The following is a 25,126-nucleotide window of genomic DNA, read 5'->3' as shown; positions in this document are numbered from 1 at the left end:
AATATCTACTTATGACACTTATAATAATTATATTGTAATATATTTTCCTCCATTTTTCATTTCCCGGAAAGATTTTACTCCTCTTCACTCACTTACCATGACTGATAGCATGAATCTCTTGTGAGAGAATACCTCTCTTCTCATTTTTAGTAGCAAACTTGAAATGACCTCTAAAATATGTTATGGTTAAAAAGAGGTTATGGTATTAATTATTAAGAAAATAAGAAAGTTATTTTCGTCTGCTTGTTAATCTCGCTTTATTCTCCTTATTTTAAGGATGACATTTTTGCTGATTGTAAATTTATTTTATTAATTACAATTAGATAAATTAGATATTTATTATATTCAAAAAATATTTTACTATTTTAAACCTAAATAGAAAAGGAGGTTGATACTATCTTAGGCGTCAAACAAAAGGTGGAGCAGGATGCCTGGCTGGAGGCATTGGATGAAATTCGTGAACGATTACAGGAAGATGCAGAATTGGAAAAAAGAATACTCAGATTGAGGAATGAAACCAGAGAAAAAATTGCCAGACTAATTAAGGATAAGAAAGTGGCTCTATCCTGGAGTGGAGGTAAGGACTCTATAGTCCTACAGCACATCTGTGAGGGAATGCACATTAAAAGAGTGTTCTGGGTGCGCTGCAATCTGGAATATCAGCAGGTTCTAGATTTGGTAAGTGAAAATGCTCCGGAAAATCTGGAAGTGGTCAATACCGGTCAGGACCTCAGATGGTTATCCGAAAACGAACATCTCTTATTTCCTCAGCAGGCCGAAGTGGCCTCCATCTGGTTCAAAATTGTCCAGAATGAAGGGCAAAAAAGGTTCTTTCAGAGAAATAACCTGGATATGATTCTAGTGGGTAGAAGAACTAAAGATGGTAATGATCCAGGAGAAGAAGGCATGGATGTTGACGAATATGGAGTGGTTCGTTATGCTCCTATCTATAATTGGAATCATGAAGATTTACTGGCTTATCTGGAATATTTCGACATCCAGTTGCCGCCCTTTTATTTCTGGACCAATGGTTTCCAGGTAGGAACCGGACCCTGGGCGGCTCGTGAATATACCGGCAGCATTGAAAATGGCTGGCGGGAAGTTTTTAAAATAGAACCCCAGATAGTAGAAAAGGCTGCTCATTACTTGAAATCTGCATCTGAGTTTTTAAAAAATAATTCTTAATTATTAGTCAAAAAAATTTTTACAATATTACAATGATAAAACTACCTATAACTGTTTTTATTGCAAGACGAGCATTTGCTCGTCTTGTTCTTCTTTAGCATTCTAATTATAACCTGATATAACTTTATACCATATAAGATATAACTTTTGACCTTACAAATCGCCAACCCTCCTGTCATTGCGAATGACTATTTCTATTTTCATTGAAAGCCCATATATTATATTTACTGAACTTAAGATACAGGTGTGATAACCTCATCCAATAATACCTGAACAGATATTTATTTTCATATTGTTCAAAAATTAAGTACTTAATGCCATCGACTCACGACTATTTTGCAATTCCACACATTTATATTCAAAAAATTCTATCAAATATAGTTCTATGAAAATCTACATTCTCTATCACATACACAGTGACAGGTAGTAAAACTAATATTTATTTTGGCAAGATTTTCTATTGCCTATAAGTAAAAAAAGAAAATATTTTTGACTTTTATTGAATTGCAATGCTATTCTATTTAAAGGATATTTAAGTTTTATTTAGAGATATTTGTTTATAAATTTTTTAAAACAATCATACAAAATAAGCCATTTAAAATACATATTAGAATAAATATAGGAGGTGATGGGTGTAGGTTTAATTTGTATATCCAAATCATTTAAATCAAGAAAAAAAGTAATATAAAATAAAAAAGGGGAAATATATAATGAAAAAATATTCTATTTTTATTGCTTGTTTACTTACATTAATAATGTTTTTAAGTTCTACTGCTATGGCACAAAATGTAATCAATATGAGGCTTTCTTCCGATCAACCAGAGACTGCACCTGGTGAAAAGGGCTTTAAATTTTTTGCTGATCGGATTGCTGCAGAAACCAATGGTCAGATTAAAATAACCCTCTATCCCAATGCTGTTCTCGGTGATTTAGGTGAAACCATAGAGCAAGTCCAATCAGGCGTTTTGGAACTGTCTAAAACTTCTTGTGGATGGTTATGCAATTTTGTCCCCATGATGGATATTTTTAGCATCCCATATTTATTTAGAGATAAAGATCATTATTGGAAAATACTGGAAGGAGAAGTTGGGGAAGAGATTGCCAGATATACAGAAGAAGCAGGATTAAAATTATTATTTTGGGTTGATGCCGGTGCAAGGAGTTTTTATAATAATGTACGATCTATTCATACTCCTGATGATCTAAAAGGTCTTAAAATAAGAGTAATGGGAAGCGATATAATGATTAAGACCATGGAAGCCTTTGGTGCGTCTCCTACAACAACTGCCTTTTCCGAGGTATATACTGCTATTCAAACGGGAGTAATCGACGGCGCTGAAAATAATCCTCCCAGTGTTGATAGAATGAAACACAATGAAGTAGCAAAGTACTTCTCTTTAGATGAGCATATGATGATTCCAGATAATTTAGTAATCAGTCTTGATGTCTGGAATAAACTTAGCAAAGAACATCAGGATATTTTCCTTAAAGTAAGTAAAGAAGCACAAGAATTTGTAAAGGAAGAATGGGCTAGACAGGAGAAAGAAGCACTTGAAAGAATAAGTGAAACTATGGAAATAAATGAAATATCTAATAAAACTCCTTTCATAGAAAAAGTGAAGCATTTACAAGAAGAACTCTCTCCAAAATTTGAAGGTTATATTGAAAAAATTCAAGCGGTTGAATAATAAAAAAAAGTAGTATAAGTAATATCTTATATAATGTATATTAGGGAAGAATATTAATATTCTTCCCTAATATATCTAAAATGTTTATAGGGCGTATTGTAAAATGTTTACAAGATTATTAGATATTATTATGTTCTTAGTAAAATTGTTATTAATTATTTTGTTGGTTTCTATGGCAATTTTTCTTTTTATTGCTGTTTTAAGCCGATATCTCTTTGGTCAGTCTTTTTTCTGGATTGATGCCTACAGTAGATATGCGCTGATATGGATATCTTTTTTGGGTAGTACCATTGTCTTGAGAAATAGAAAACATGTTGGAGTTGAAATTTTCATAGAATTATTACCTACGATTATAAAAAAATGGACTACTAAATTTGGGGCTTTGTTAATCCTTCTTTTCTCATCTATAATGTTTAGTCAGGGATTAACATTAATCAATATTACCAGTAAACAAAACATTCCGGAAATGAATATTAAAATGTCCAATATTTCTATTATTGTACCCGTTAGTGCTATATTAATGATTCTAATTTCATTGGAAATGATTTTTTCAAAAGATGAATCATCATTGTGTTCAGGCAAAGAGGAACAAAAAAATGATTAGCCTAGTGTTAATAACTACATTTTTCGTACTTTTAGTCCTGGGTATACCTGTTTCTTTTGCACTCGGAATTTCCTCAGTGTTGGCAATTTTTCTAGCAGGATTGCCCCTAATAATTGTATTTCAGAGGATGTTTTCTGGTGTTAATAGTTTTGTTCTTACCTGTATTCCTTTTTTTATTCTTATGGGAAACATTATGGAGAAGGGAGGAATTGCCAGGCGTATTGTAAATTTTAGTAATATAATAATTGGTAGAGTTAGGGGAGGGTTGTCTGCAGTAAATATATTAGCCAGCATGTTTTTTGCTGGCATATCAGGTTCTGCTGTGGCAGATACTTCATCAATTGGTTCCATATTGATACCTATGATGAATGAAGAAGGCTATGACCGGAATTTTTCTGCTGCAGTTACCTGTACTTCTTCCACAATAGGTCTTATTATCCCACCAAGCAATTCTATGATATTGTATTCTTTTGTGGCTGGTGGAATTTCCGTAGCAAAATTATTTGCAGCTGGAATTGTTCCAGGTATCATTATAGGCATTGCGCTTATGGTGGTAAGTTATATAATTTCTATAAAGAGAAAATACCCATCCCATCCTACGCCTTCTTTTCAAGAAGCAATACAGATAACAAAAGAGACTTTATTAAGCCTTTTTTTGGTGATAGTGATTGTTGTTGGCATATTAGGAGGTATTTTTACTGCTACGGAAGCATCTGTTTTTGGTGCTATGTATGCATTTATAATTAGTTTTTTTGTTTATAAAGAAATAAAAATTAGAGATATGCCTGAAATTATATTAAAAACCGTCTATACTACTGCTGTAGTAATGTTTCTTATAGCTACTTCAACTGCATTTGCCTATATTTTAGCCTTAGAACAGATTCCCAAATTAGTAGCGGACCTCCTTTTATCAATTACAAATAACAAATATATCATATTATTTATTATTAATATTGTTCTATTGATTGTCGGTACTTTTATGGATATGTCTCCAGCAATTCTCATTTTTACTCCTATTTTTTTACCAATAGTAACAAATTTAGGTCTTTCACCCATCCATTTTGGGATAATAATGCTAGTAAACCTTTGTATAGGTTTGTGCACACCACCAGTGGGAACAGTCTTATTTGTAGGCTTAGGCATAGCAGACATTAAGATGAATGACATTATAAAGCCATTGCTACTATTCTTAATCCCGATGTTTTTAATGCTAATGTTAGTAACATATTTTGAGCCGATTACTATGTTTGTACCAAATCTCTTATTCAAGTAAATTAAATCAAACCTTTGTATCCATATGATTTTAGTCTCTTCTATCTTTTAAAAAAATATAGTAAGAATTTAATAAGCTAACTTTAAAAATTGGTCAAATAATCATTATACTATTTATAAGCAGGGATTGATTTTTATTTATAAATATCTGATCTTCAATTAAAGGAAGGAATGTATGAAAATAGGAAATCATTTTAAATCCATAGATCTTCTTCAGAAAAAAGGTCCCAAGGAGTTAGGATTAGAACTTGTGTCTGTACAAAGAATTGAATTAAAAAAGGAGTTAATCCTTGATTCTCTGGAGGAAGAAATTTGTCTGGTAGTAATTGGGGGAGCAGTTCAGTTTAAGTGCGAAAACAAGGAAGGGATTGCAAATTTGAAGGATATGCTATATGTTCCAAGGAGAACAGAATTGCAACTACACTCTGAGGGAAGTGTGTTGATGCATTATAGCGCTCCTTCTGATATTGATGCACTATTTACCCATATAACTTTTCAGGATATTGATAAAAATATAGCTACCCATGCAATTGCCGGAAGCCCGAATAATAATAGTCAAAGGGATGTCTGGAAGTATATAGATAGTGATTTTAGTTGCGCTCGTCTAATGATGGGTATTTGTGAGAGTAGCCCTGGAGGATGGACTTCCTGGCCTCCTCATGAGCATGCAGAAAAACGTGAGGAAGTGTATGTCTATTTTAATATGAAAAATATTTTTGGAGTACAATGTGTATATGATGATTTAGATAATCCCTACCAGGTAGCCATTGTCAGAGATGGCGACTTAATTTCCATTCCTAGAGGATATCATCCCAATGTTGCTTGTCCGGCAGGTAAAATGTCTTATATCTACTGTATGGCTGCCAGGAAGTCTGGAGATCGAAATTTTATGGACCTTAATATTCAGGAACTTTACCAGGAAAACAAGTTTTTTTAATAAGTTTTTAAAATATTGAATTGTTTATTGCAAAAAAAATGGAAGGAAGATTGTTATGAGTATAAATTTAAGTGTAACTATTTCTAGTCTTGGTTCAAAATTTGCTCCAATTATATTTCAGGGAGATTATGTATCAGGAATAAAAAAAGCTAAGGAAATCGGATATAAAGCAGTAGAACTACATATTCGAGATCCAAAGGCAATTGATATACCTGCCATTATAGGAGCTGTGAAGAAGAATAATCTTATTGTCTCTACTATAGGGACTGGTCAGGCTTATGTAGATGAAAGATTACATTTTACCTCTGCAAATGCAGGTGTTAGAAATACTGCAGTGCAAAGAATTAAAGATCAGATTGACTTTGCTGCTCCTTTAAAGGCAAAGGTAATAATTGGTACTATTAAAGGTTTATTACCCGAAGATAGGAATGAACGAGAAATAGCTTTAGAAAGATTAATTACCTGTTTACGAGAATGTGCCGATTATGCCCAAAAAAAAGATGTAAAACTAGTTTTAGAAGCCATTAATAGATATGAATCTAATTATTTAAATACTGCTGAACAAACTGCTAAGTTTATTGTAAAAGTGAACTCTCCCCTAATCGGTTTGCATTTAGATTCTTTTCATATGAATATAGAAGAGAAATCTATAGTGGAAACCATAAAAAAATATTCTTCTTATTTATCTCACTTACATTTTGCTGATAGTAATAGATGGGCACCAGGCTTTGGTCACATTAATTTTACTGAAATATTAGCTACTTTAAAAGAAGTTAACTATGATGGTTATATTGGCATAGAAGCCTTGCCCTTGCCTGATGGCGATAATGCAGCCAGGCAAGCACTATCCCATATAAGTAAACTTATGTAGTTATTAACAGAGTATTTTAAAACACCTGATAAAATAAAAACTCCCTACCCAATCTTATTAAGGGTAGGGAGTAAGTTATTATTGCTATTTATTACCTACCTCGATAGTATTTTTCCAGTTTATCTGTTTTTTCATGAAATCTGGTATAAGGCAGGTCTTTTGATGGTTCTGTTTCCAGCCATTTATCGATTATTTCTTTAGCATGAGGTATACCGGTCAGCCTGATCCCCAATACAATTATATTAGCGTTATTAGCTTTTTTGGCTATCATTGCTGAATAAGGATCTATGCATAGGGCTGCTCTTACATTCGGCAATTTATTAGCAATTATGGAGGCTCCTGTTCCGGTATTACAAAAAAGTACGCCCTGTTCACATTCTTGTGAAGATACTAATTTAGCTGTCTCTTCTGTTGCATCTACATAATCAACTTCCTTTCCAGCCAGTGCACCACAACGTATCAGCTGAAAATTCTTTTCTTCCAGATAATTAATTATTTCTTCAGTAAGTACAGTACTTCTATCACTCCCGATAGCAATTTTCATTATTAATTTCCCCCCTGTATGAATTTAAATCCTTTAGTTTAAAACATATTTTGTTGCTCTATATCTATAAATGTTTAAAACAATATAGCGATTCTGTTTATGTTATTATAGATAAAAGACCAGTTGACTTTTTTAATATACCACAAGAATTATTCATTGTAAAAGTATTACTAATTACATTTTTATTTTCTTTTTTCACCAGGAATTCTTTTTTCAATTAATTTTGTTTCGTGAACACAGTCATCATAATAATAAGCCCACTGTCCTTGCGAGGAGAGCAGTCATTATTGAATGATGCTGCATAGGGGAAATCATAATTTCTAATCCCTCAAAAATTGACTTTAATCTAATTAGAAAAAAATTATTGACAACATTTATTTTGTTATGGTATATTAAAATATACTTACTTTTTCCAATGGAAAAAGTATCATCACATAAAACAGGTCTCCTATGAAAAGAACTGGAAATCAAAAATTAATTCAGGATTTAAATAGGAATATTATCCTCAAGACCATACGCCAAGAAGGTCCCATTTCTCGTAGTGCAATCGCAAAGAAAAATGGATTGAGTCCTACCACAGTATCATTGGCCATTCAAGAATTTCTTAAACATGGATTAGTAACTGAAGCTAGCATAGGTGAGTCTAGCGGTGGTAGAAAGCCTATTCTGATACAATTTTCTCCAGAAAACCACTTTGTTATTGGAATTGCAATTACCAATGATGAAATTATGATTTCAAAGATGGATTTAGAAGCCAAAGTAATCAAACAAAAAATATTTCCGATCAGCAATTTAACAGGAGAATTATTCATAGATCATCTGCTAAAAGTGACTGAAGTTTTCCTGGAAGATTGCCCTAACTTAAAAAAATGCATAGGCATTTCAGTGATTTCTCCGGGTATTATTGATGTACAAGATGGCATTATCTACGAAAATACAAAATTGAAGCTGAAAAATATTCATTTAAAGGAAATCTTGAAAAAAAATTTTAAATTAAATATATGGTTAGAAAATGATGCCAATGCCATTGCTTTAGCTGAAAAACAGTATGGAGCACATAAAAAATGTAATAATCTGATTTATATTACCATTGGAGATGGAGTAGGAGCTGGTATTATTGTAAATGGCTCCATTTTACGCGGAAGAAGTGGTGGTGTTGGAGAATTTGGTCATATCAGTATTGATATCAATGGAATACTTTGTGATTGTGGCAATAGGGGTTGCCTTGAAAATTATATTAGCTGGCCTTCTATTTACTTAAAAATAATATCTTCTATTGAGAAAGGCCAAGAGACAATAATGTTAGAAGCAGCAGAAGGTGATAAAAATAAAATCACTCATTCTATTTTTCGTAGTGCATTAGAGAAAGGCGATCTGTTAGCCCGGGAAATAATGGAAGAGGTTGCGGTATATTTATCAGCTGGAATTGTTAATATAGTTAATTTGATTAATCCGGACATCATTATTTTGGGCGGAAAAATTGCTTACAATAATCCCTTTCTTATTTCACGAGTTAAGCAATTAGTGCTGGCAAATGCTTTGGAAATCCTGACAGATAAGTTAGAAATTTGCCCTACTTCTTTGGGAGAGGATTTCCGGATGACTGCAGCTGCCTCAATCCCTTTGCAGGAAATGTTTCATTTCTCTTTTCCTAGTCTACTTTAAATAAATTTCAAAAATATGTAAATATTAGTTTAAAATAATTTCTGATTATTAAATAATAACATGCCAAAAGCTTTTTACCGAAGATCGCAAAGAATCCCTTTGCATAAGGTAGATAGAAAAAATGAAAGGAGGTTTAGTAGAAAACAGAGAGTTCTTAAAGTGGGTATTAATGCCCTGGTTTTGCTTGTTTAGTTGAAATTGCAGAGATTAATGTACAATATATTAAAAAAATAAAAGGAGAATGGATAAAATGAAAAAATCTTTATTGTTCCTGTTAATTGTATTGTTGGCTATATCTACAGTAATTACTTCTTCATTTGCCAAAGATATTATTGTATATATCCCACAAGTAGGATTTGCTGGTGAAAGTTCTTTGGCTCATTATGTCGGAGCTTATAATACTGCAATAGATAATGGTTATGATTTTGTTATGGGTGATCCTAATTTTGATCCTGCAGCACAAGTTAATATTCTGGAAAACTATATCACCCAAGCTGTAGTCAGCAAAAATATTGCTGGTATAGTTCTTCAACCGATAGATCCAAGACTGGCCATCGAAGGTGTTAAAAAGGCGAATGATGCAGGAGTCCCGGTAGTTGTATTTGATACAGATATTGAGGGTGGTAGCGTTTTGGCAGTGGTGAAAACTGATCCAGTAGCAGCAGGTAGACTGGCTGGTGACTTTTTGGTCAATGCATTGACCAGTAAATATGGTGAACCAAAAGGGAAAGTTTTAGGGGTAGTAGGTACCTTAACAGATCCCAACTCGATTGGAAGAACAAATGGATTAAAGGAAAAGATTGAAAAGTATCCAGCCATCGAATTCATAGAGAAACCAAGTGATTGGATGATTCCTAAAGCAGATGAAATAACAAGAGATGTTTTAACTTCAGATCCAGATATAGTAGCCATATATACTGCCAGTGACTATATATCTGATGGAGTAGAATCTGCCCTGAATACAGTTGGAAAATTAAAACCAGCAGGTGATGAGGATCACATTATCTGGGTTAGCATTGATGGAATGCCTATTGGCTTAGATAAGATAAAAAGAGGAGTTATGGATTATACCTCTAATGGCAATTTTAAAGTCCATTCAGCTATTGCCACCCAAATATTGATTGATTATGTAACTGAGAAAAAAGAACTTAAACCAGGAGATGTAATTACTGGGGATTACATTCCTGATGAACATCCACATTGGGCTCCAGCTACGGTAGTAGAAGGACCAGCTGGTCCTGTAGTGGTATTGACTCCAGGGAAAGTAGATCTTACCAATATTGATGATCCGTCTTTGTGGGGCAATATTGACTGGAAAGCTCCGGAAAAATCCTAAATAAAAACTATAATAAGAATGATTTTACTATTTGGGGAATATACTTTCCCCAAATAGTAAAATTTAGGTAATTATTATACAGGAAGGGAAATTCAAGTGTCTAAAGATACTATCGTTAACCTGAGGAACATATGTAAGAGTTTTGGTTCGACAAGGGCCTTAAGAAATGTAAATTTTCACCTAGAAAAAGGGGAAATACATGCCATTATTGGTGAAAATGGGGCAGGCAAAACCACATTGGTTAATATTTTGTATGGATTGATAGATAAGGATTCTGGGGAAATTCATATAAAAGGGACAGAATATAAAAAATTATCCCCTTCTGTTGCTAGAAAAATAGGAATTGCGATGATTCCACAAAAAATTCAACTTGTGCCTGAATTATCGATTGGGGAAAATCTTTTTCTTAATGATTGGCCAAGAGCACAGTCAAGCATATTAATTGACTGGGATAAAATTCAAAATAAATCTCATGAGTTATTAAAAAAATTAGAATTGGATCTTGATCCTACTACAAAGGTTGCCAATTTAAGTTATGTTAATCAGCAGATTATTGCAATCACCAAAGCATTCTTTGTAGAACAAGCTGATATTATAGTTTTAGATGAACCTACAGCACCTCTAGCAATTCATGAAATAGAGATCTTGTTTAATTTTATAAGGTCATTAAAGAAAAGTAATACTACAAGTTTTATATACATTTCTCACTTCCTTGATGAAGTGTTAAAAATTTCAGATATGGTTACCATACTCAGAGATGGAGAGGTTGTATGTTGTAATAATACTGAAAGCTTTACCCTGACCAGCCTTGTTAAATATATGGTTGGGAAAGAAACAGACCTTTATCCAAAAAGAGACGTCAATATTGGAGACACTATTTTGCAGGTGCAAAATATTTCAAAAAAACCTTTATTCAAAGATGTTAGTTTTAATCTTAATAAAGGGGAAATCCTGGGTTTATATGGATTAAAAGGCTCTGGGCGGACAGAATTGGTAAGGATAATATGTGGACTGGATCGTTTTGAGAGTGGACAGATTATATTGAAAGGTAGAAAAATTAAAAACCATAACGTTGAAGAGGCAATTACGAATGGTATAGGCTATCTTCCTGAAGATAGGATAAAATGGGGTATGTTAACTGGTAGATCTATCAGGGAGAACGCTACCATTACTTTTCTGAAGAAACTGTTAAGTATAATTGGTTTAATAGAGATAAAGAAGGAAAGCAATACTGTAGAAAAATATGTTAAACAACTGAATATCAAGCTTTCTAATATAGATCAAAGAATTGAAGAACTTAGCGGAGGTAATCAGCAGAAAGTAATGGTTGCCAGATTATTAGGAAGTGGTTTAGAAGTATTTATTCTGGATGATCCTACTTTTGGCATCGATATTAAAGCAAAAAAACATATTCATCAAATCATGAACGATTTAGTCAGCAGTGGTAAATCTATCCTGCTGATAAGCTCAGCTATTACAGAGTTAATAGAAATGAGTGATAGAATTATTGTGCTTAAAAATGGTGAAATTATTGAAAGTTATGGGAAGCAGGATTTTTGTAAATTGGAGGCAGTCTAATTTTTTAAAAATGATTATCGAACAAGAGGTGGAGAGTGAAAGGTAATAAAAATTTAAGCAGTCTAATTTCTGAAAATTTTGTCTGGATTTTATTGATATTACTATGGTTTTTTGCCGGTATGGTCAATAAGGCATTTTTTAGTTACTTGAATATTGTGAACTTACTGGTACATTCAATTATATTAGGTATTCTAACACTGGGCGGTTCTTTATGTTTGATCAGTGGCTTCTTTGACTTAACTGTTGAATCGACACTTGTTTTTACAGGACTTTTAGCCGGATGGCTTATTTCTTCTGATTCTTTGGCATCGGGATTACTTTTAAATCCGGTGTTAACCATAATAATTATGTTAATTACAGGTTTTCTAATTGGGATTATCAATGGTTTATTAGTGGCATATCAAAAAATGAATCCATTTATTACCACTTTAGCCATGTCGATTGTATTGACAGGATTGAGTGTATATATAAGTAAGGGGAAATCTATTTATCCGCTGAACAGTACCTTTAACTACTTGGGAGGAGCAAAAATTTATGGATTACCAGTTTCCATCATATTCCTTATTTTTCTCTATATCCTGTTTCATATTATATTAACCTATACACCACTGGGAAGGAAATTCTATGCTATTGGAAGTAATATAGACGCTGCAAGGGCTGCTGGCATAAATGTGGAATTAACAGTTCTTACCGCCTATGCCTTAAGTGGATTGTTAGCTGCCTGTGCTGGATGGGTTTTAGCAGGTAGATTAAATTCAGTTTCGTCACATATGTCCTCCGGATTAATCATGTATATATTTGCAGCAGCTGTTATTGGGGGTGTAAAGCTTTCAGGTGGTAGAGGGAGAATACTGGGAATTTTTGGAGGAGTGCTTTTAATTTCATCTGTAAACAATTTTATGAATTTATCTCATGTAAATGCATTCTTGATCCAGGCTACTACAGGATTTATTATTTTAATAGCCATGTTTATTGACACAATGAAAGAAAATTATTTTCTCAGTAACAAGTAAATAAAATACTATTCTCAAGGAGGTATAAATGATTAGGAAAGACCAGCAAGAAGACAAAGAAGTTAAAAAGAAAAAGGAAGAAAGCCAAAATTATATCATAGGGCTTATGGCTCTTCTCTATTCTGATACTATAAAGCACTTATCAGCTAAGTTTGGCCAAGAAGTGATTGATGAAGCAAGAAAAGCCTTCATTGATTCCATGGTAAATGATGCACGGAAGGCTTTCCAGAATAAGAAAGATAAGAGTTTAAAATCATTCTTAGACTGGCTACTTTCAGGGTTAACTGAGGGACACGAATATGAGGTTGTAGAATCTAAGGAAGATAGCGTGAAATTCAGGTTTACTAAATGCCCTTGGGCTGAATATTTTATAAAAATCGGTAATCCTGAAATTGGAAAATTCTTTTGTCTGGCAGATGAGCCATTAGCAAAAGCTTTTAATGAAAAGATTAATTTTAAAAGAACAATGACCATTATGGATGGAGACAAGTATTGCAACCATCATTATTTTATTGATTCAGAAGAAAAAACTTACTGAGCTTTCTTATTTAAATTAAAAGAATAAATAGTCTTTAATTGTTTATTCAGTCATCTGCATTAAATTTTGTTGACTAATATAATATTTTAAGAAAAAAATTCTATATCTATGGAGATCCTTATGAAACCGGTTAAGGTAATTGTTTTGGGGGCAGGAGACAGGGGCAATGCCTATGCAGAATATTCTCTTTATCATGGACATGAAATGAAAATAGTTGGAGTTGCCGAGCCTAGAGAATACTATAGAAATGAATTTTCAAAAAAATATTCCCTGGAAAAGCAATTTATATTCCATACTTATGAAGAAGCATTAGAAGTAAAAAAGTTTGCTGATGCTATTATTATAGCCACACCTGATAGGATTCATTATTTACCTGTCATTAAATCTTTAAAAAGAGGTTACCATGTACTAGTAGAGAAACCGATAGCTGTAAATGAAGAAGAATGTAAAGAAATTGTAGAAGTTTCCCAGAGAAATAAAAAAATTGTCGGAGTATGCCATGTGTTGAGACATACACCATATTTTAAAAAAATGAAAGAGATTATTGATGAGGGAATACTTGGCGGAATTATCTCTATAGAGCACATTGAACCCGTTGGATATTGGCATCATGCTCATAGTTATGTCAGAGGAAATTGGAGAAACTTAAAAACATCAAGTCCTATGATTCTGGCAAAATCATGTCATGATTTAGATATATTAAGGTGGCTAGTAGGGAAGCCTTTTCAAAAAATAGCCTCATTTGGTTCTTTGTTACATTTTAAAAAAGAAAATGCTCCCAAAGGAAGTGCTGCCCGATGTATTAATTGTGACATTGAAGAGGATTGCCCGTATTCTGCTTTGAAATTATATTTAGATCCCGAAGTAACTGGTTGGCCAGTGGATGTTATCACCCATGATTTGACATACGAAGGAAGAATCCGGGCTTTGAGAGAAGGTCCTTATGGAAGATGTGTGTATCATTGTGATAATGATGCAGTAGACCATCAGGTAGTTTGTATAGAGTTTGAAGGAGGAATAACAGCTTCCTTTACCATGTCTGCTTTTACAACTGGAAGCAGAAGAACAAGAGTGATGGGTCCTTTAGGGGAAATGATAGGAGATTCCCGTTTCATAGAAATTACTTTATTTAAAAATCAACAAAAAATAGTATACGATACTCTTGATAAGAATAAGTATATGCTTAGTAAGCATGCTGGTTTCGGACATTATGGTGGGGATTTTAGGATTATATCTAATTTTATTAAAGCCATACAAAAAAATGATAAATCTATTTTTTCAACTGCTGTAGAAGAAGCAATGGAAAGCCATTTAATGGCTTTCTACGCAGAAGATAGCAGACTAAAGAACAAAATTGTGGTTAGACAATAAAACGATGAAGGGGAAGCACACTATCGATGAAATTTAAAAAGATATTCTCTTTTGATGAAGATTTTTACCCTGCTGCTTTATGGAATCGTGTTTTTCTTAAGAAAGTGAGGAATGCAAAAAATGGTATTCCATTAAGAATTGGTATTGCCAGGAATGATATCTTCTATTCAGTTTATAAAACTCAGATTTCTTCTAAGGGAATTGGATTTGATTCCAGTAATTATACCTATGTGGAAAGATTAACAAAGACAATGCTCTGGATTCATGGCGGAAATAAAATTGTGATAGATGGCCCAACTGATATTGTAAATTATATTAAAGAATTATATTCAAAAAAAGGTAAACGCTTTTTTGATGCCAATTTTATGTCTGATATCTATGGGAAACCATTTTCTGTAGTTGCCTACCATACAGGACAAAACATCCATGTGAAAGAACAATCCATTCCTGTCAATCGAGAACTTAAGGGCTGTCGTATCGGTTTTGACCTGGGAGCAAGTGACAGAAAAGTCAGTGCGGTTATAGACGGAAAAGTAGTATTCAGTGAGGAAGTACCCTGGGATCCCGGTGAGCAGGATGATCCTGAGTACCATTATCACGAAATAATGACGATGTTACGACGAGCTGCCCAACACCTGCCCCGTGTTGATTCTATCGGGGGGAGTTCGGCTGGTGTCTATATCAACAATCGGGTGATGGCTGCCTCTTTGTTTCGAAGCATTCCTCCCTGTCTTTTTGAAAAAAGAATAAAAAATATTTTCATAGACATCCAGAGGGAATGGAATGTACCTTTGAAGGTAATCAATGACGGAGAGGTTACCGCCCTAGCCGGTTCCATGTCCTTACAGGCTAATGCAGTGCTGGGCATTGCCCTGGGATCGAGTGAAGCGGGGGGATATGTAGATCGAAAAGGGAATATTACCACCCAATTAAATGAACTGGCTTTTGTACCCATTGATTTTAATAAAAAGGCGCCGGTTGATTCCTGGTCCCAGGACTCCGGCTGTGGGGTACAATATTTATCCCAGATAGCTGTGATACGACTGGCAAATAAAGCTGGTGTTACCTTACCTAAAGAACAAACACTTGCGGAACAATTAACACATGTTCAGGAATTACTGGCTGAAGGAGATCAAAAGGCCTTTCAGGTATTTAAAACTATTGGCATATATTTGGGATATGCCATTGCCTATTACGCGGATTTTTATAATCTGGAACATGTATTAATATTAGGCCGGGTGACTTCAGGCCAAGGAGGGCATATAATCTTAGAGCAGGCCAGCCAGGTTTTAAGGGAAGAATTTACAGAATTGTATGATAAAATTTCTCTGCATCTTCCAGATGAATCTAACCGGAGAGTGGGGCAATCCATAGCAGCTGCCAGCTTGCCCTTAATCAGCAGCGAGAACTAGAGAAGTAATGGGAACTGACTAAAATTGAGCTTCATATATATGATATATTGGCTACCTATATTTAATAAAAATAATTTTATTATGAGAATGAGAAATGTTGAGTAATAAAGAACAAAGAACCGTTATTTTAAATGGTACTATCTTTACTCCTTTTCAATCTTTTGAAGGCCATATTATGATTGAAAAGGGGAAGATTATATCTGTCACACCTATTAAAGATAGTACCAAAGACTCCTCCAGTTTTGGCCAGGCAGAGATTCTTGAAGCTAGGAATAAATACATTATGCCTGGTTTTATTGATCTTCATGTTCATGGAGGCGATGGGGCAGATGTGATGGATGGAGAGTATGGAGCTATTAAAAAGATTGCTGCTAACCATTGTCATTATGGCACCACTGCTTTTCTTCCTACCACCCTGACCATGAGCAAAGATGATATTATAAAAAGCCTCCAGAGCATCGGGGAAGCCAGATTAAAGGGTACCGGAGCAGCTGAGATTTTAGGAATACACCTGGAAGGACCCTATATCAATCCGGAGAAAAAAGGAGCCCAAAACAAAGAAGATATTATCCAGCTCTCCAAAGAGGAATTTCTGGCCTTCAATCAAGCTTCCGGCAATTTAATTCGCCTAGTGACCCTGGCACCGGAAATGCCCGGAGCACTGGATTTTATTCCCTGGCTGTGTGAACAAGATATCATTGCCTCAGCAGGGCATACTAATGCTACCTATGAAGAGATGCAGGATGCCCTTCAATCCGGTTTAAACCATGTTACCCATCTGTTTAATGCCATGAGAGGATTGCACCATCGAGAGCCAGGTATAGTGGGTGCCGCTTTATCTGATTCCAGAATAACAGTAGAGGTCATTGCTGATGGAATACATATCCATCCGATCATATTGAAAATAATACACCAGATGAAGGGGAGTAATAAAATAGTTCTAATTACTGATGCCATTAGGGCAACCGGCTTGCCGGAAGGCACCTATGATCTGGGGGGACAGAAAGTGATAGTGGCTAAGGAACAGGCTAGGCTCCAGGATGGTACTTTGGCCGGCAGCGTTCTAACCATGAATAAAGCTGTACAGAACATTGTAACTAAAGCAGACATTCCATTAGGGGAAGCCATTCAAATGGCCAGCTATAATCCAGCAAAGTGTCTGGGTATAAATAATAAAAAAGGAAGTCTGGAACCAGGCAAAGATGCAGATATAGTCATACTAAATAAAAACTTTGAAGTGGACTTAACTATGGTTTCAGGAAAAGTCATCTTCAGGAGAGAAGAGCTATGAATGTTGTCATTGTAAAGGACTATCATGAGCTAAGTGTTCAAGCTGCTCAGCTGGTTGCCGATCAAATCACCAGGAAGAAAAATACAGTCCTGGGTTTGGCTACCGGGCAGACACCGGTGGGTATGTATCAGGAATTGATTAAAAAGTTTAAAAAAGGAGAAATAGACTTTTCCCAAGTGGTTACCTTTAACCTGGATGAATATTATGGACTATCCCCGGAGCACCCGCAAAGTTACCATTATTTTATGTGGGATACCTTCTTTCAGCATATAAACATCAATAAAGAAAACATATACTTATTAAACGGAATAACAGATAATATCGATGAGGAATGCCAAAGATTTGAAGATCTCATTAAAAAAAGAGGTGGCCTAGACTTACAGATATTGGGTATTGGTGATAATGGGCATCTTGGTTTTAATGAGCCGGCCATCGGTCTGAATAGCAAGACTCACCTGGTAAATTTATCAAAAGCAACTATCCGCGCCAATGTCAAATATTTTGACGATATCAAGGAAGTACCCCGGCAAGCTCTCACCATGGGTATCGGAACAATCATGAAGGCCGAAAAAATTATTCTCTTAGCTAGTGGCCGAAAGAAATCTCCAGTAATAGTTAAGACTATCAAGGGGCCAGTCAGCACTGAGGTACCAGCAACTGTCCTTCAGCTTCATAATGAGGTATCTATTATTCTAGATCAAGATGCTGCCAGCAAACTTTAATCTAACCAGCTAAGGATAAAACAATCTCCTTCGCTTCCCCTAAGACTATAAATCTAAATATAAAAATGTCAAAGCTTGTGAGTCTGATTCAAAAATTGATTTTGTTCCTAAAGCAAAATAGTTTTTCTAAAAATATTTTATTGCTCTTAATCTACAAAGCAATCTCATCCATTTATATCCAAAAAAGTATTATTTGTTTATCATTTATTACCTATCACTTTTTACTGTAGCTAATAAATAGCAGGTCTATAGTGTAACCTATGTCCTGAATCAAAAGTGTAACCTATGTGTTGGTTAAATATATTTAACTTGTATCTCGAAACTTGCAACTTGTAACTTATTTTTGCCTGAAAACTAAAAACCGTCAACTGACAACTGTCTTTGATCTTACATTTTTTTTGCTAAAAATAAAAAACAAGAATCACCAACATTTGTTTCCTCAAAAAAATATTTGACGGGAAAATTTTTCCGGCTATAATAATAGCCATAAGGCTAATATATTATCCAGAAGGATATTTCAAATGAAAGAAATTCTATTTAAAACAAATCCACAGAAGGTAATTGAATATTTAATACAAAAAGCCGGCAAGGAATTTTTATCAAAAGAGATTCAGATTGCTACCAAAATGAGTAAAGCCGGGGCTAACTTTGCCTTAAATGATTTAGTAAAAACCAGTCTTGTCAACAGACAACAAAAAGGAAATGTATATTTGTACACTATCAATGATGAAAATCCTGTTGTCAAACAGTTGAAAGTGTTAAAAACTATAATAGATTTTATGCCCCTGATTAAAAAGCTAAAACAAAAAACCAGTAAAATAATTTTATATGGCAGTTCCAGTCGTGGTGAAGATACCGAGGATAGTGATATTGATTTATTCATTGTGACAAATCTAACTGAAGAAGTTGAGAAGATAATGCAAAGAAAAAAATATTCCAAAAAAATACAACTAATTATCCGCAAACCTCTACAATATATTGAAATGGAAAAAACAAACCCAATTTTTTATCAAGAGATAGAAAGAGGGATAGTTTTATGGGAAGCAAAAAATGAATCCTGAATTCCAAAGATGCCTAAAAAATAATAAAATCAAAAAATTTACTCCTGGTCATAAATTGGCACCAAAAGAACTTAATGTTGCTAAATCAGATTTTGAACAAGCTAAAATAAGTTTTGAAAACAATAAAAATTATAAATGGTCTACTGTACAATGCTATTACTCAATGTTTCATGCCGCTCGCGCATTGCTTTACATTAATAACTATCGAGAAAAAAGTCACCATTGTCTTATTGTTGCGATTAAAGCCCTTTATGTAGAGAAAAAATTATTACCAGTGCATCTTATAGAAGGTATGCAAAAAGCAAAAACTTTAAGAGAAAATGCTGATTATTATGACGAGTGGTCTGAAATAGGCGCTGAAACAATCATGAAATTAGCTGAGGAGTTTTTAGAGAAGGCTAAACAAATTTTAAATTTACAATTAAATAACCATTGATTTGGCAAATAGTAATTAACTAATAAAGATTGAGAGATAGATTTTGGAATTGTCTTGTACTCGATACTGGTTACTTATCACTTATTACTGAATTCGATTGTCTTAAACTATCTACTAACGACTAACGTCAAACGACTAATTTTATCTTGCACCTTTCTTTCGACCGGCGGACTGGCAGACCGGGTGACCGGTAGACTATAACATTCATTTAATCTTGAATCTTTAGTGGTATTTGTTTAAAAACCAAAAACCGTCAACTGATAACTGTCTTTCCCCTTGCAAAATAATAAATTATTATTATAATATATTAATAGAATAAAAAATTATTAATATCAATACAGGTGATAAAGATGGATAAAATGACTAAAATCAGAGACAACTCTCAAATAACCATTCCCAAAAATATAATGGATAAATTGGATTTAAAAAAGGGAGATACTATCTCCATTGAACTTCGGGATGAAGAAATAGTATTAAAACCAGTTGTTATTATTGATAAAAGCCAGACCTGGTTCTGGAGTAAAGATTGGCAAAAAGAAGAGAGGGAAGCAGAAGAAGATATCAATAAAGGCAGAGTAAAAACTTTTAATAATGCCGATGATTTAATGAAAGATTTAAAAAAGTAAATGAAGTTCAAAATAACCCAACGGTTTAAAAGAAGTTTTCAGAAATTAACAAAAGAAGAACAACAGGCATTTCAAAAACAGATAGATATTTTTTTACAAAATCCAACAGTACCATTTCACCCTTCTTTACAGGTAAAAAAAATCCAGGGAACTGCAGAAATATTCGAATGCAGGATCAATCGGGATATTCGCATGACCTGGCAATATCAACAATCAGAATATATATTACTTCGCAATATAGGTAAACATGACCGAACCCTTAAAAGACCATAGAATATAAAACAGTATGTAATATTTAGTATCGCGTATCGAGTCCAAATTTAGTGAGCTATATTTTCAGTTAGAAGAAAATCTCACTCTTATCGTTGTTACTAACTACTTATTAAGTCATTGCGAATCCAGAGCTCATCTTCTCCCTCTTGAGGTGGAACTTAGCTCTTCTTTTGTCTCCCTCCCTTGAGTCAAGGATTTCCCAGCCCAATTTCCTCCCCCTCGTACGATAGTAGGGAGTATAAAATAGAATAAATTAATTAGGAGGAAGAAGTAACAAAAGCTATAAGAAGTAGTTACAGTAAAAGAGAATATGTTATGATGATACCGGAAGAGTTTGTAGTCGGCCAGGTCATCTCCCCCTGGAACAGTCACTATTATTAGATGATTAGTTCGTCCTTGAGGGGGGAGGACTAAGGTGGGGGTGAAACAATCTTTATTTTTTGCTAAACACTAACGACCAGCGGCTAATTTTATCTTTCATAATTTTTTGACAAATACCTTTAAGTATGATAATAATATCATATAAAGAGGTGATATAAATGCCAAGACATACTATATATTTATCAGAATCTGATAGTAAATTACTCCAGGAATTAAAAGAAAAACATGGCTCAGTTTCTAATGTAATTAGAATTTCTCTGAACAAATTAAGAGAAGACAAATTAAAAGAATATTATACAAATAAATCTGATTCCTATTCTGAGCTACGTAAAGCACAACAAAAAGTTATCAAAAGACAGGAAAAAGAGGAGCAATTATGATTTTCCCAAAAAGAGGAGAGGTATACTGGGGACCCGGTAAAAAGAAGATCAGACCACTTTTGGTTGTTTCAAATAATCTGGGGAACCAGTACAGCAGTGATGTTGTAGTCATCCCTGGTACTGCTCAAAATACAGATACTGTCTATCCAATAGAAGTCCTGGTAAAAAAAGGATTTTCTAAGCCCACAAAGTTTCAGGCAGATTCAATTTTTACTATTGAAAAAACAGAGTTAGGTGAAAAAATAACTTATCTATCTGCTGATATTATGAAGGAAATAAACAGAGCGCTCCAGATTGAACTAAACTTGGAATTGTGAAAAAAAGTTTTTATTTTATGGTTTTTCGTTTTTAGGCTCATTACTGGTCACTCATCACTTATCACTGAATTCGATTGTCTTAAACTAGCTACTAACTACCAACGACAAACGACTAATAAGGCAATCTCATACATTTATACCCACAGTATTTATTTGCTTATTACTCATCACTAAGTACTTGTCACTATATTTTCTTGTATTTAATTTACAAATTCCAGTTGAAATAAGAAGAGTAAGAGTAAAATTCTTGACATAAGTTCGCATATATGCTAACATTTTAATCGAAAGGCTTGTTATATGAAAGTTCCTAAAAAAGAAGATTACATTTTTTACCAAGGATATAAATTTCAAGTTGAATTTTATTTTACTAAAACAGGAAAGATGCCAGCTAAGGATTATTATGAAAAAGGATAAAACTTATTTTGATAAGTTAATGCAGAACAAGGAATTTAGAGATAAATTTAATGAAGAATATCAAAATGTTTGTATCGGAGAACGAATTGCCAGGGCTAGATATAAAGCAAATTTAACCCAGGCAGATCTGGCCAAACGCATCAACACAACAAAATCAGCTATATCAAGATATGAAAGCGATAATTATCAGGGATATAGCATAAAACTGTTAAATAGAATCGCCAAAGCCTGTGATTCTGATTTAATAATTGACTTTGTTCCTAAAAAAAGTAGCTAATTACTTAAATAAAAGCAAAATTGAAAATATGAATCCCTTACTTTATAATAAGAAATAGGAAAAAATATTAAAAAGTTATTAATAATTAATAAACAAGGAGCAAGTTTTGAAATTCAGCGAATTAGTTAGAATCTTAGAAAAAAACGGTTACTCTATTGTCAAGGAAAAAGGTTCAATTCGCTATTATAGCAAACCCGGAATAAAGAAATTAATTAGAATTGATTACCATGGATCGAAAGAAGTACCAACAGGTACCTGTAAGTTTATTTTAAAAAGTGCAGGTTTAAAATAAAGGAGAACTTATAAAATGATTAATTTAAAATATTCGCTGGTAATAGAAGCAACAGAAGATCCCACCTTCTTTACTTTTTATTCTCCTGATATTGAAGGATTCACTGGAGTTGGACATTCTGTAGAAGATTGTATTTATCAGGCAAGATGGGGAATGGAAGAACATCTGGATTTATTAAAAGAAAGAAAATTGCCGATTCCTAAAGAAAACAAAAACCCGGAAATTATAATCAGAAATGAGAATAAATCAAATGTAGCAGTGTAATAAGGTAAAATAAAATTTCTCAATCATCTTCGGTTTTACCAAAAAACTTTTTATTATATATTTATTTATTGTATTTACATTGTTTTAAAGTTATACGGAATACTGTTATCTTGCCATAGGACAGAGCCCTCTTTTCTGTCATTGCTCGGAGCGAAGCGACAAAGCAATCTCATCCACTTATAAAATAGTATCGAGTCGTTAGTATCGTGTATGTAGTGAAAGAAATTAAAACCACTAACCTAAATCGTCTTTTATTTTTCTTATTTTGTATTTGATTGGCAGACCGGAAGACAGGGTGACCGGTAGACTATTTTTTGTATTTTGACTCGATACTACATACTTGATACACGATACTGTTTTGACCGGCAGACCGGTAGACTATAACATTCATTTAATCTTGAATCTTTAGTAGTATTAGTCTAAAAACCAAAAACAAAAAACCAAAAAACCAAAAAACCATCCAACCCGCATTGTTACCCAAACAAGAAGGGAGGAAAATCATGTCTAAACTGGTCAGTATGCTCTACAAATTAGCCCGGGCAGCCAATGATGTCAGCAAAGTAGCAAGCGGCGACCCCAAGAAAATTGCCCGCCGGGCAAAAAATAAAATTGTAGGCAAAAAACTGAATAAAACAATTGGCAAATTCTTGTGGAAATAAGATAGATTTCCCTGACTTAAAAGTTGAAAAAATATTATAAGTCAAGTATAATGGACTAAGAATAACTAATAATACTCTAAGACAGAAATACTGGACTTAAAAAATTAAAAAGATTGGATTCGATTATGCAAGATGGTCAAACTGGAAAATATCTAATTCAACCAGGTGGATATAAAGCGTTCATACCTGTAACATTACCATCAATAAAACCAATAAAATATAGTGAAAAACTGAGAAATATACTTTCAGAAGCAGATAGAGCTTTGTCAAGACTTGATGGAGTGGTTAATGTTCTTCCTAATTCTGATCTTTTTATAGCAATGTATGTAAAAAAAGAAGCTCTTTTAAGTTCGCAAATAGAAGGCACTCAAGCATCCTTAGAGGGGGTTTTGAGATTCGAAGCAAATTTGGAACCAGAAGAAGATATCAATGAAGTAAAAGAAGTAATAAATTATATCAAAGCACTTAACTACGGAATAGCAAGACTATCTGAGTTACCAATTTCAAATAGATTGATTAAAGAAATACATAAAATACTTATCCAGGGTACTCGTGGTACCAGTAAGATCCCCGGAGAATTCAGAAAAATACAAAACTGGATAGGATTACCCGGAGCTGCTCTTTCTGATGCTATTTTTGTTCCTCCACCACCGGAAAAAGTACCTGAACTAATGTCAGAGCTGGAGAAATTTATTCATCAAAAAGATGAGATCCCTCCCTTAATTAAAATAGCCTTAATTCATGCTCAATTTGAAACCATCCACCCATTTTTAGATGGAAACGGCAGAGTAGGTAGATTGCTTATCACTTTTTATCTTTATTGTAAGAAGATACTTTCTCACCCCCTATTATACTTAAGTGTATATCTAAAAAAGAATAGAAGCAGATATTATGATTTATTAATGGAAATTAGAGAGCAAGATAGATGGGAAGAGTGGTTAAAATTTTTCTTAGAAGGAATTAAAGAGGTTTCAGAAGAAGCCCTTATCTTAGCCAAAGAAATAATCATACTTAAAGAAAAATTACTAAAAACACTTTTCTTAAATAAGATTTCAAGTATTTATGCAGTTGAATTATTAAACCTGCTTTTTATCAAACCTATTATTACATCCACAGATATAGTAAAGAATTTAAATACCAGCAAAGAAACAGCAAATCAACTGATAAAAAAGTTTGAAAAAATAAATATTATCAGAGAAATCTCCGGTAAAAAGCGTTACAAAAAATATATTTTTTTAGATTACATCAATATAATTAAAAAAGGAACTGAGTTGTAATTTTTGTTTTTGACCGGCAGACTATTTTCTTGTATTTAATACTCGATACACGATACTGTTTCGACCGGTAGACTATAGCATTCACTTAAGCCCGAATTCTTAGTATTGTCTTAGTCTGAAAACCGTAAACTGTCAACCGTAAACTCTTGCATTTAACCGGCCAACAGGTAAACTGGTCAACTTATAAATGGTATTGCTCATCACTAATTACTTGTCACTTATTACTGAATTCGATTGTCTTAAAATAGCTACTAACTACCAACGACAAACGACTAATTTTATCTTACACCTTGAATTATGTATCTTTATTCTTTTGGTACGACTTCAGGACATGAGTAACAAAAAACTTCAAGACATAGGTAACACTTTCTAATAAAATAACAGATGAAAACTTAGTAAAAGGAGTGTTCATCTGATGCCTTGGAGGGAACAAAAAATAATG

The 25,126-nt window shown here is 33.6% G+C and carries 27 protein-coding genes; 26 read left to right on the top strand and 1 reads right to left on the bottom strand.

Annotated elements, in window-relative coordinates:
- The first annotated feature begins 417 nt into the window (after window positions 1–417).
- From PHD84_03415 to iolO, 6 genes are all read left to right on the top strand, one after another.
- A complete protein-coding gene (locus PHD84_03415; GenBank protein MDD5636853.1) occupies window positions 418–1,185 on the top strand; it encodes a phosphoadenosine phosphosulfate reductase family protein in 768 nt (255 codons plus the stop codon).
- Window positions 1,186–1,895: 710 nt separating this feature from the next.
- The gene (locus PHD84_03410; protein MDD5636852.1) at window positions 1,896–2,873 is read left to right on the top strand and encodes a TRAP transporter substrate-binding protein; all 978 of its coding nucleotides are present in this window, start codon (window positions 1,896–1,898) and stop codon (window positions 2,871–2,873) included.
- A 103-nt stretch (window positions 2,874–2,976) separates the two neighbouring features.
- The gene (locus PHD84_03405; GenBank protein ID MDD5636851.1) at window positions 2,977–3,477 is read left to right on the top strand and encodes a TRAP transporter small permease; all 501 of its coding nucleotides are present in this window, start codon (window positions 2,977–2,979) and stop codon (window positions 3,475–3,477) included.
- Window positions 3,470–4,750 (top strand): TRAP transporter large permease, encoded by a 1,281-nt coding sequence (locus PHD84_03400; protein ID MDD5636850.1) that lies wholly within the window; start codon window positions 3,470–3,472, stop codon window positions 4,748–4,750. The genes PHD84_03405 and PHD84_03400 overlap by 8 nt, the downstream gene beginning before the upstream one ends.
- Before the next feature lie 174 nt (window positions 4,751–4,924).
- Complete coding sequence (locus tag PHD84_03395; protein ID MDD5636849.1) at window positions 4,925–5,686, top strand: 5-deoxy-glucuronate isomerase; 762 nt, start codon at window positions 4,925–4,927, stop codon at window positions 5,684–5,686.
- Window positions 5,687–5,741: 55 nt separating this feature from the next.
- Entirely contained in the window at window positions 5,742–6,557 is an 816-nt protein-coding gene (gene iolO, locus PHD84_03390) for a 5-keto-L-gluconate epimerase (GenBank protein MDD5636848.1), read from the top strand.
- A gap of 91 nt (window positions 6,558–6,648) precedes the next feature.
- Here the strand turns inward: iolO and PHD84_03385 are convergent, their stop codons facing one another.
- On the bottom strand, window positions 6,649–7,101 hold the full coding sequence (locus tag PHD84_03385) for an RpiB/LacA/LacB family sugar-phosphate isomerase (protein MDD5636847.1): 453 nt from the start codon (window positions 7,099–7,101) through the stop codon (window positions 6,649–6,651).
- A gap of 450 nt (window positions 7,102–7,551) precedes the next feature.
- On the opposite strand from PHD84_03385, the gene PHD84_03380 reads away from it, so the two are divergent.
- The 20 genes from PHD84_03380 (at window position 7,552) to PHD84_03285 (ending at window position 24,684) form a co-directional block, all read left to right on the top strand.
- Complete coding sequence (locus PHD84_03380; GenBank protein MDD5636846.1) at window positions 7,552–8,766, top strand: ROK family transcriptional regulator; 1,215 nt, start codon at window positions 7,552–7,554, stop codon at window positions 8,764–8,766.
- A gap of 250 nt (window positions 8,767–9,016) precedes the next feature.
- Entirely contained in the window at window positions 9,017–10,102 is a 1,086-nt protein-coding gene (locus tag PHD84_03375; protein ID MDD5636845.1) for a sugar ABC transporter substrate-binding protein, read from the top strand.
- Window positions 10,103–10,198: 96 nt separating this feature from the next.
- Window positions 10,199–11,680 (top strand): sugar ABC transporter ATP-binding protein, encoded by a 1,482-nt coding sequence (locus PHD84_03370; protein ID MDD5636844.1) that lies wholly within the window; start codon window positions 10,199–10,201, stop codon window positions 11,678–11,680.
- A 35-nt stretch (window positions 11,681–11,715) separates the two neighbouring features.
- Window positions 11,716–12,693 carry an ABC transporter permease gene (locus PHD84_03365; protein ID MDD5636843.1) on the top strand — a complete coding sequence of 326 codons (978 nt, stop codon included), beginning with the start codon at window positions 11,716–11,718 and terminating at the stop codon, window positions 12,691–12,693.
- Between the two features lie 28 nt (window positions 12,694–12,721).
- On the top strand, window positions 12,722–13,231 hold the full coding sequence (locus PHD84_03360) for an L-2-amino-thiazoline-4-carboxylic acid hydrolase (protein MDD5636842.1): 510 nt from the start codon (window positions 12,722–12,724) through the stop codon (window positions 13,229–13,231).
- 120 nt (window positions 13,232–13,351) lie between these two features.
- Complete coding sequence (locus tag PHD84_03355; GenBank protein ID MDD5636841.1) at window positions 13,352–14,602, top strand: Gfo/Idh/MocA family oxidoreductase; 1,251 nt, start codon at window positions 13,352–13,354, stop codon at window positions 14,600–14,602.
- Window positions 14,603–14,628: 26 nt separating this feature from the next.
- Window positions 14,629–16,014, top strand: coding sequence for an ROK family protein (locus PHD84_03350; protein MDD5636840.1), 1,386 nt, complete (start codon window positions 14,629–14,631; stop codon window positions 16,012–16,014).
- A gap of 94 nt (window positions 16,015–16,108) precedes the next feature.
- Window positions 16,109–17,305, top strand: a complete 1,197-nt coding sequence (gene nagA / locus PHD84_03345) for an N-acetylglucosamine-6-phosphate deacetylase (protein ID MDD5636839.1) — start codon at window positions 16,109–16,111, stop codon at window positions 17,303–17,305.
- Window positions 17,302–18,027 carry a glucosamine-6-phosphate deaminase gene (nagB, locus tag PHD84_03340; GenBank protein MDD5636838.1) on the top strand — a complete coding sequence of 242 codons (726 nt, stop codon included), beginning with the start codon at window positions 17,302–17,304 and terminating at the stop codon, window positions 18,025–18,027. The genes nagA and nagB overlap by 4 nt, the downstream gene beginning before the upstream one ends.
- 521 nt (window positions 18,028–18,548) lie before the next feature.
- Window positions 18,549–19,088, top strand: coding sequence for a nucleotidyltransferase domain-containing protein (locus PHD84_03335; protein MDD5636837.1), 540 nt, complete (start codon window positions 18,549–18,551; stop codon window positions 19,086–19,088).
- Entirely contained in the window at window positions 19,078–19,524 is a 447-nt protein-coding gene (locus tag PHD84_03330; GenBank protein MDD5636836.1) for a HEPN domain-containing protein, read from the top strand. The genes PHD84_03335 and PHD84_03330 overlap by 11 nt, the downstream gene beginning before the upstream one ends.
- A gap of 350 nt (window positions 19,525–19,874) precedes the next feature.
- Complete coding sequence (locus tag PHD84_03325; protein ID MDD5636835.1) at window positions 19,875–20,150, top strand: AbrB/MazE/SpoVT family DNA-binding domain-containing protein; 276 nt, start codon at window positions 19,875–19,877, stop codon at window positions 20,148–20,150.
- Window positions 20,151–20,423 carry a hypothetical protein gene (locus PHD84_03320; GenBank protein MDD5636834.1) on the top strand — a complete coding sequence of 91 codons (273 nt, stop codon included), beginning with the start codon at window positions 20,151–20,153 and terminating at the stop codon, window positions 20,421–20,423.
- Between the two features lie 539 nt (window positions 20,424–20,962).
- A complete protein-coding gene (locus PHD84_03315; protein ID MDD5636833.1) occupies window positions 20,963–21,184 on the top strand; it encodes a hypothetical protein in 222 nt (73 codons plus the stop codon).
- Complete coding sequence (locus PHD84_03310) at window positions 21,181–21,501, top strand: type II toxin-antitoxin system PemK/MazF family toxin (GenBank protein MDD5636832.1); 321 nt, start codon at window positions 21,181–21,183, stop codon at window positions 21,499–21,501. The genes PHD84_03315 and PHD84_03310 overlap by 4 nt, the downstream gene beginning before the upstream one ends.
- A gap of 352 nt (window positions 21,502–21,853) precedes the next feature.
- Window positions 21,854–22,192 carry a helix-turn-helix transcriptional regulator gene (locus tag PHD84_03305; protein MDD5636831.1) on the top strand — a complete coding sequence of 113 codons (339 nt, stop codon included), beginning with the start codon at window positions 21,854–21,856 and terminating at the stop codon, window positions 22,190–22,192.
- Between the two features lie 106 nt (window positions 22,193–22,298).
- Window positions 22,299–22,484 carry a type II toxin-antitoxin system HicA family toxin gene (locus PHD84_03300; protein MDD5636830.1) on the top strand — a complete coding sequence of 62 codons (186 nt, stop codon included), beginning with the start codon at window positions 22,299–22,301 and terminating at the stop codon, window positions 22,482–22,484.
- A 15-nt stretch (window positions 22,485–22,499) separates the two neighbouring features.
- Window positions 22,500–22,748: a type II toxin-antitoxin system HicB family antitoxin gene (locus tag PHD84_03295; protein ID MDD5636829.1), complete on the top strand. Its 249-nt coding sequence runs from the start codon at window positions 22,500–22,502 to the stop codon at window positions 22,746–22,748.
- A 500-nt stretch (window positions 22,749–23,248) separates the two neighbouring features.
- On the top strand, window positions 23,249–23,407 hold the full coding sequence (locus tag PHD84_03290; GenBank protein MDD5636828.1) for a hypothetical protein: 159 nt from the start codon (window positions 23,249–23,251) through the stop codon (window positions 23,405–23,407).
- Window positions 23,408–23,532: 125 nt separating this feature from the next.
- On the top strand, window positions 23,533–24,684 hold the full coding sequence (locus PHD84_03285) for a Fic family protein (protein MDD5636827.1): 1,152 nt from the start codon (window positions 23,533–23,535) through the stop codon (window positions 24,682–24,684).
- Window positions 24,685–25,126: the final 442 nt, after the last annotated feature.

Source organism: Atribacterota bacterium, assembly GCA_028717805.1.
Taxonomy (GTDB): domain Bacteria; phylum Atribacterota; class Phoenicimicrobiia; order Phoenicimicrobiales; family Stramentimicrobiaceae; genus Stramentimicrobium.
This window is presented reverse-complemented; position numbering and strand designations above follow the sequence as displayed.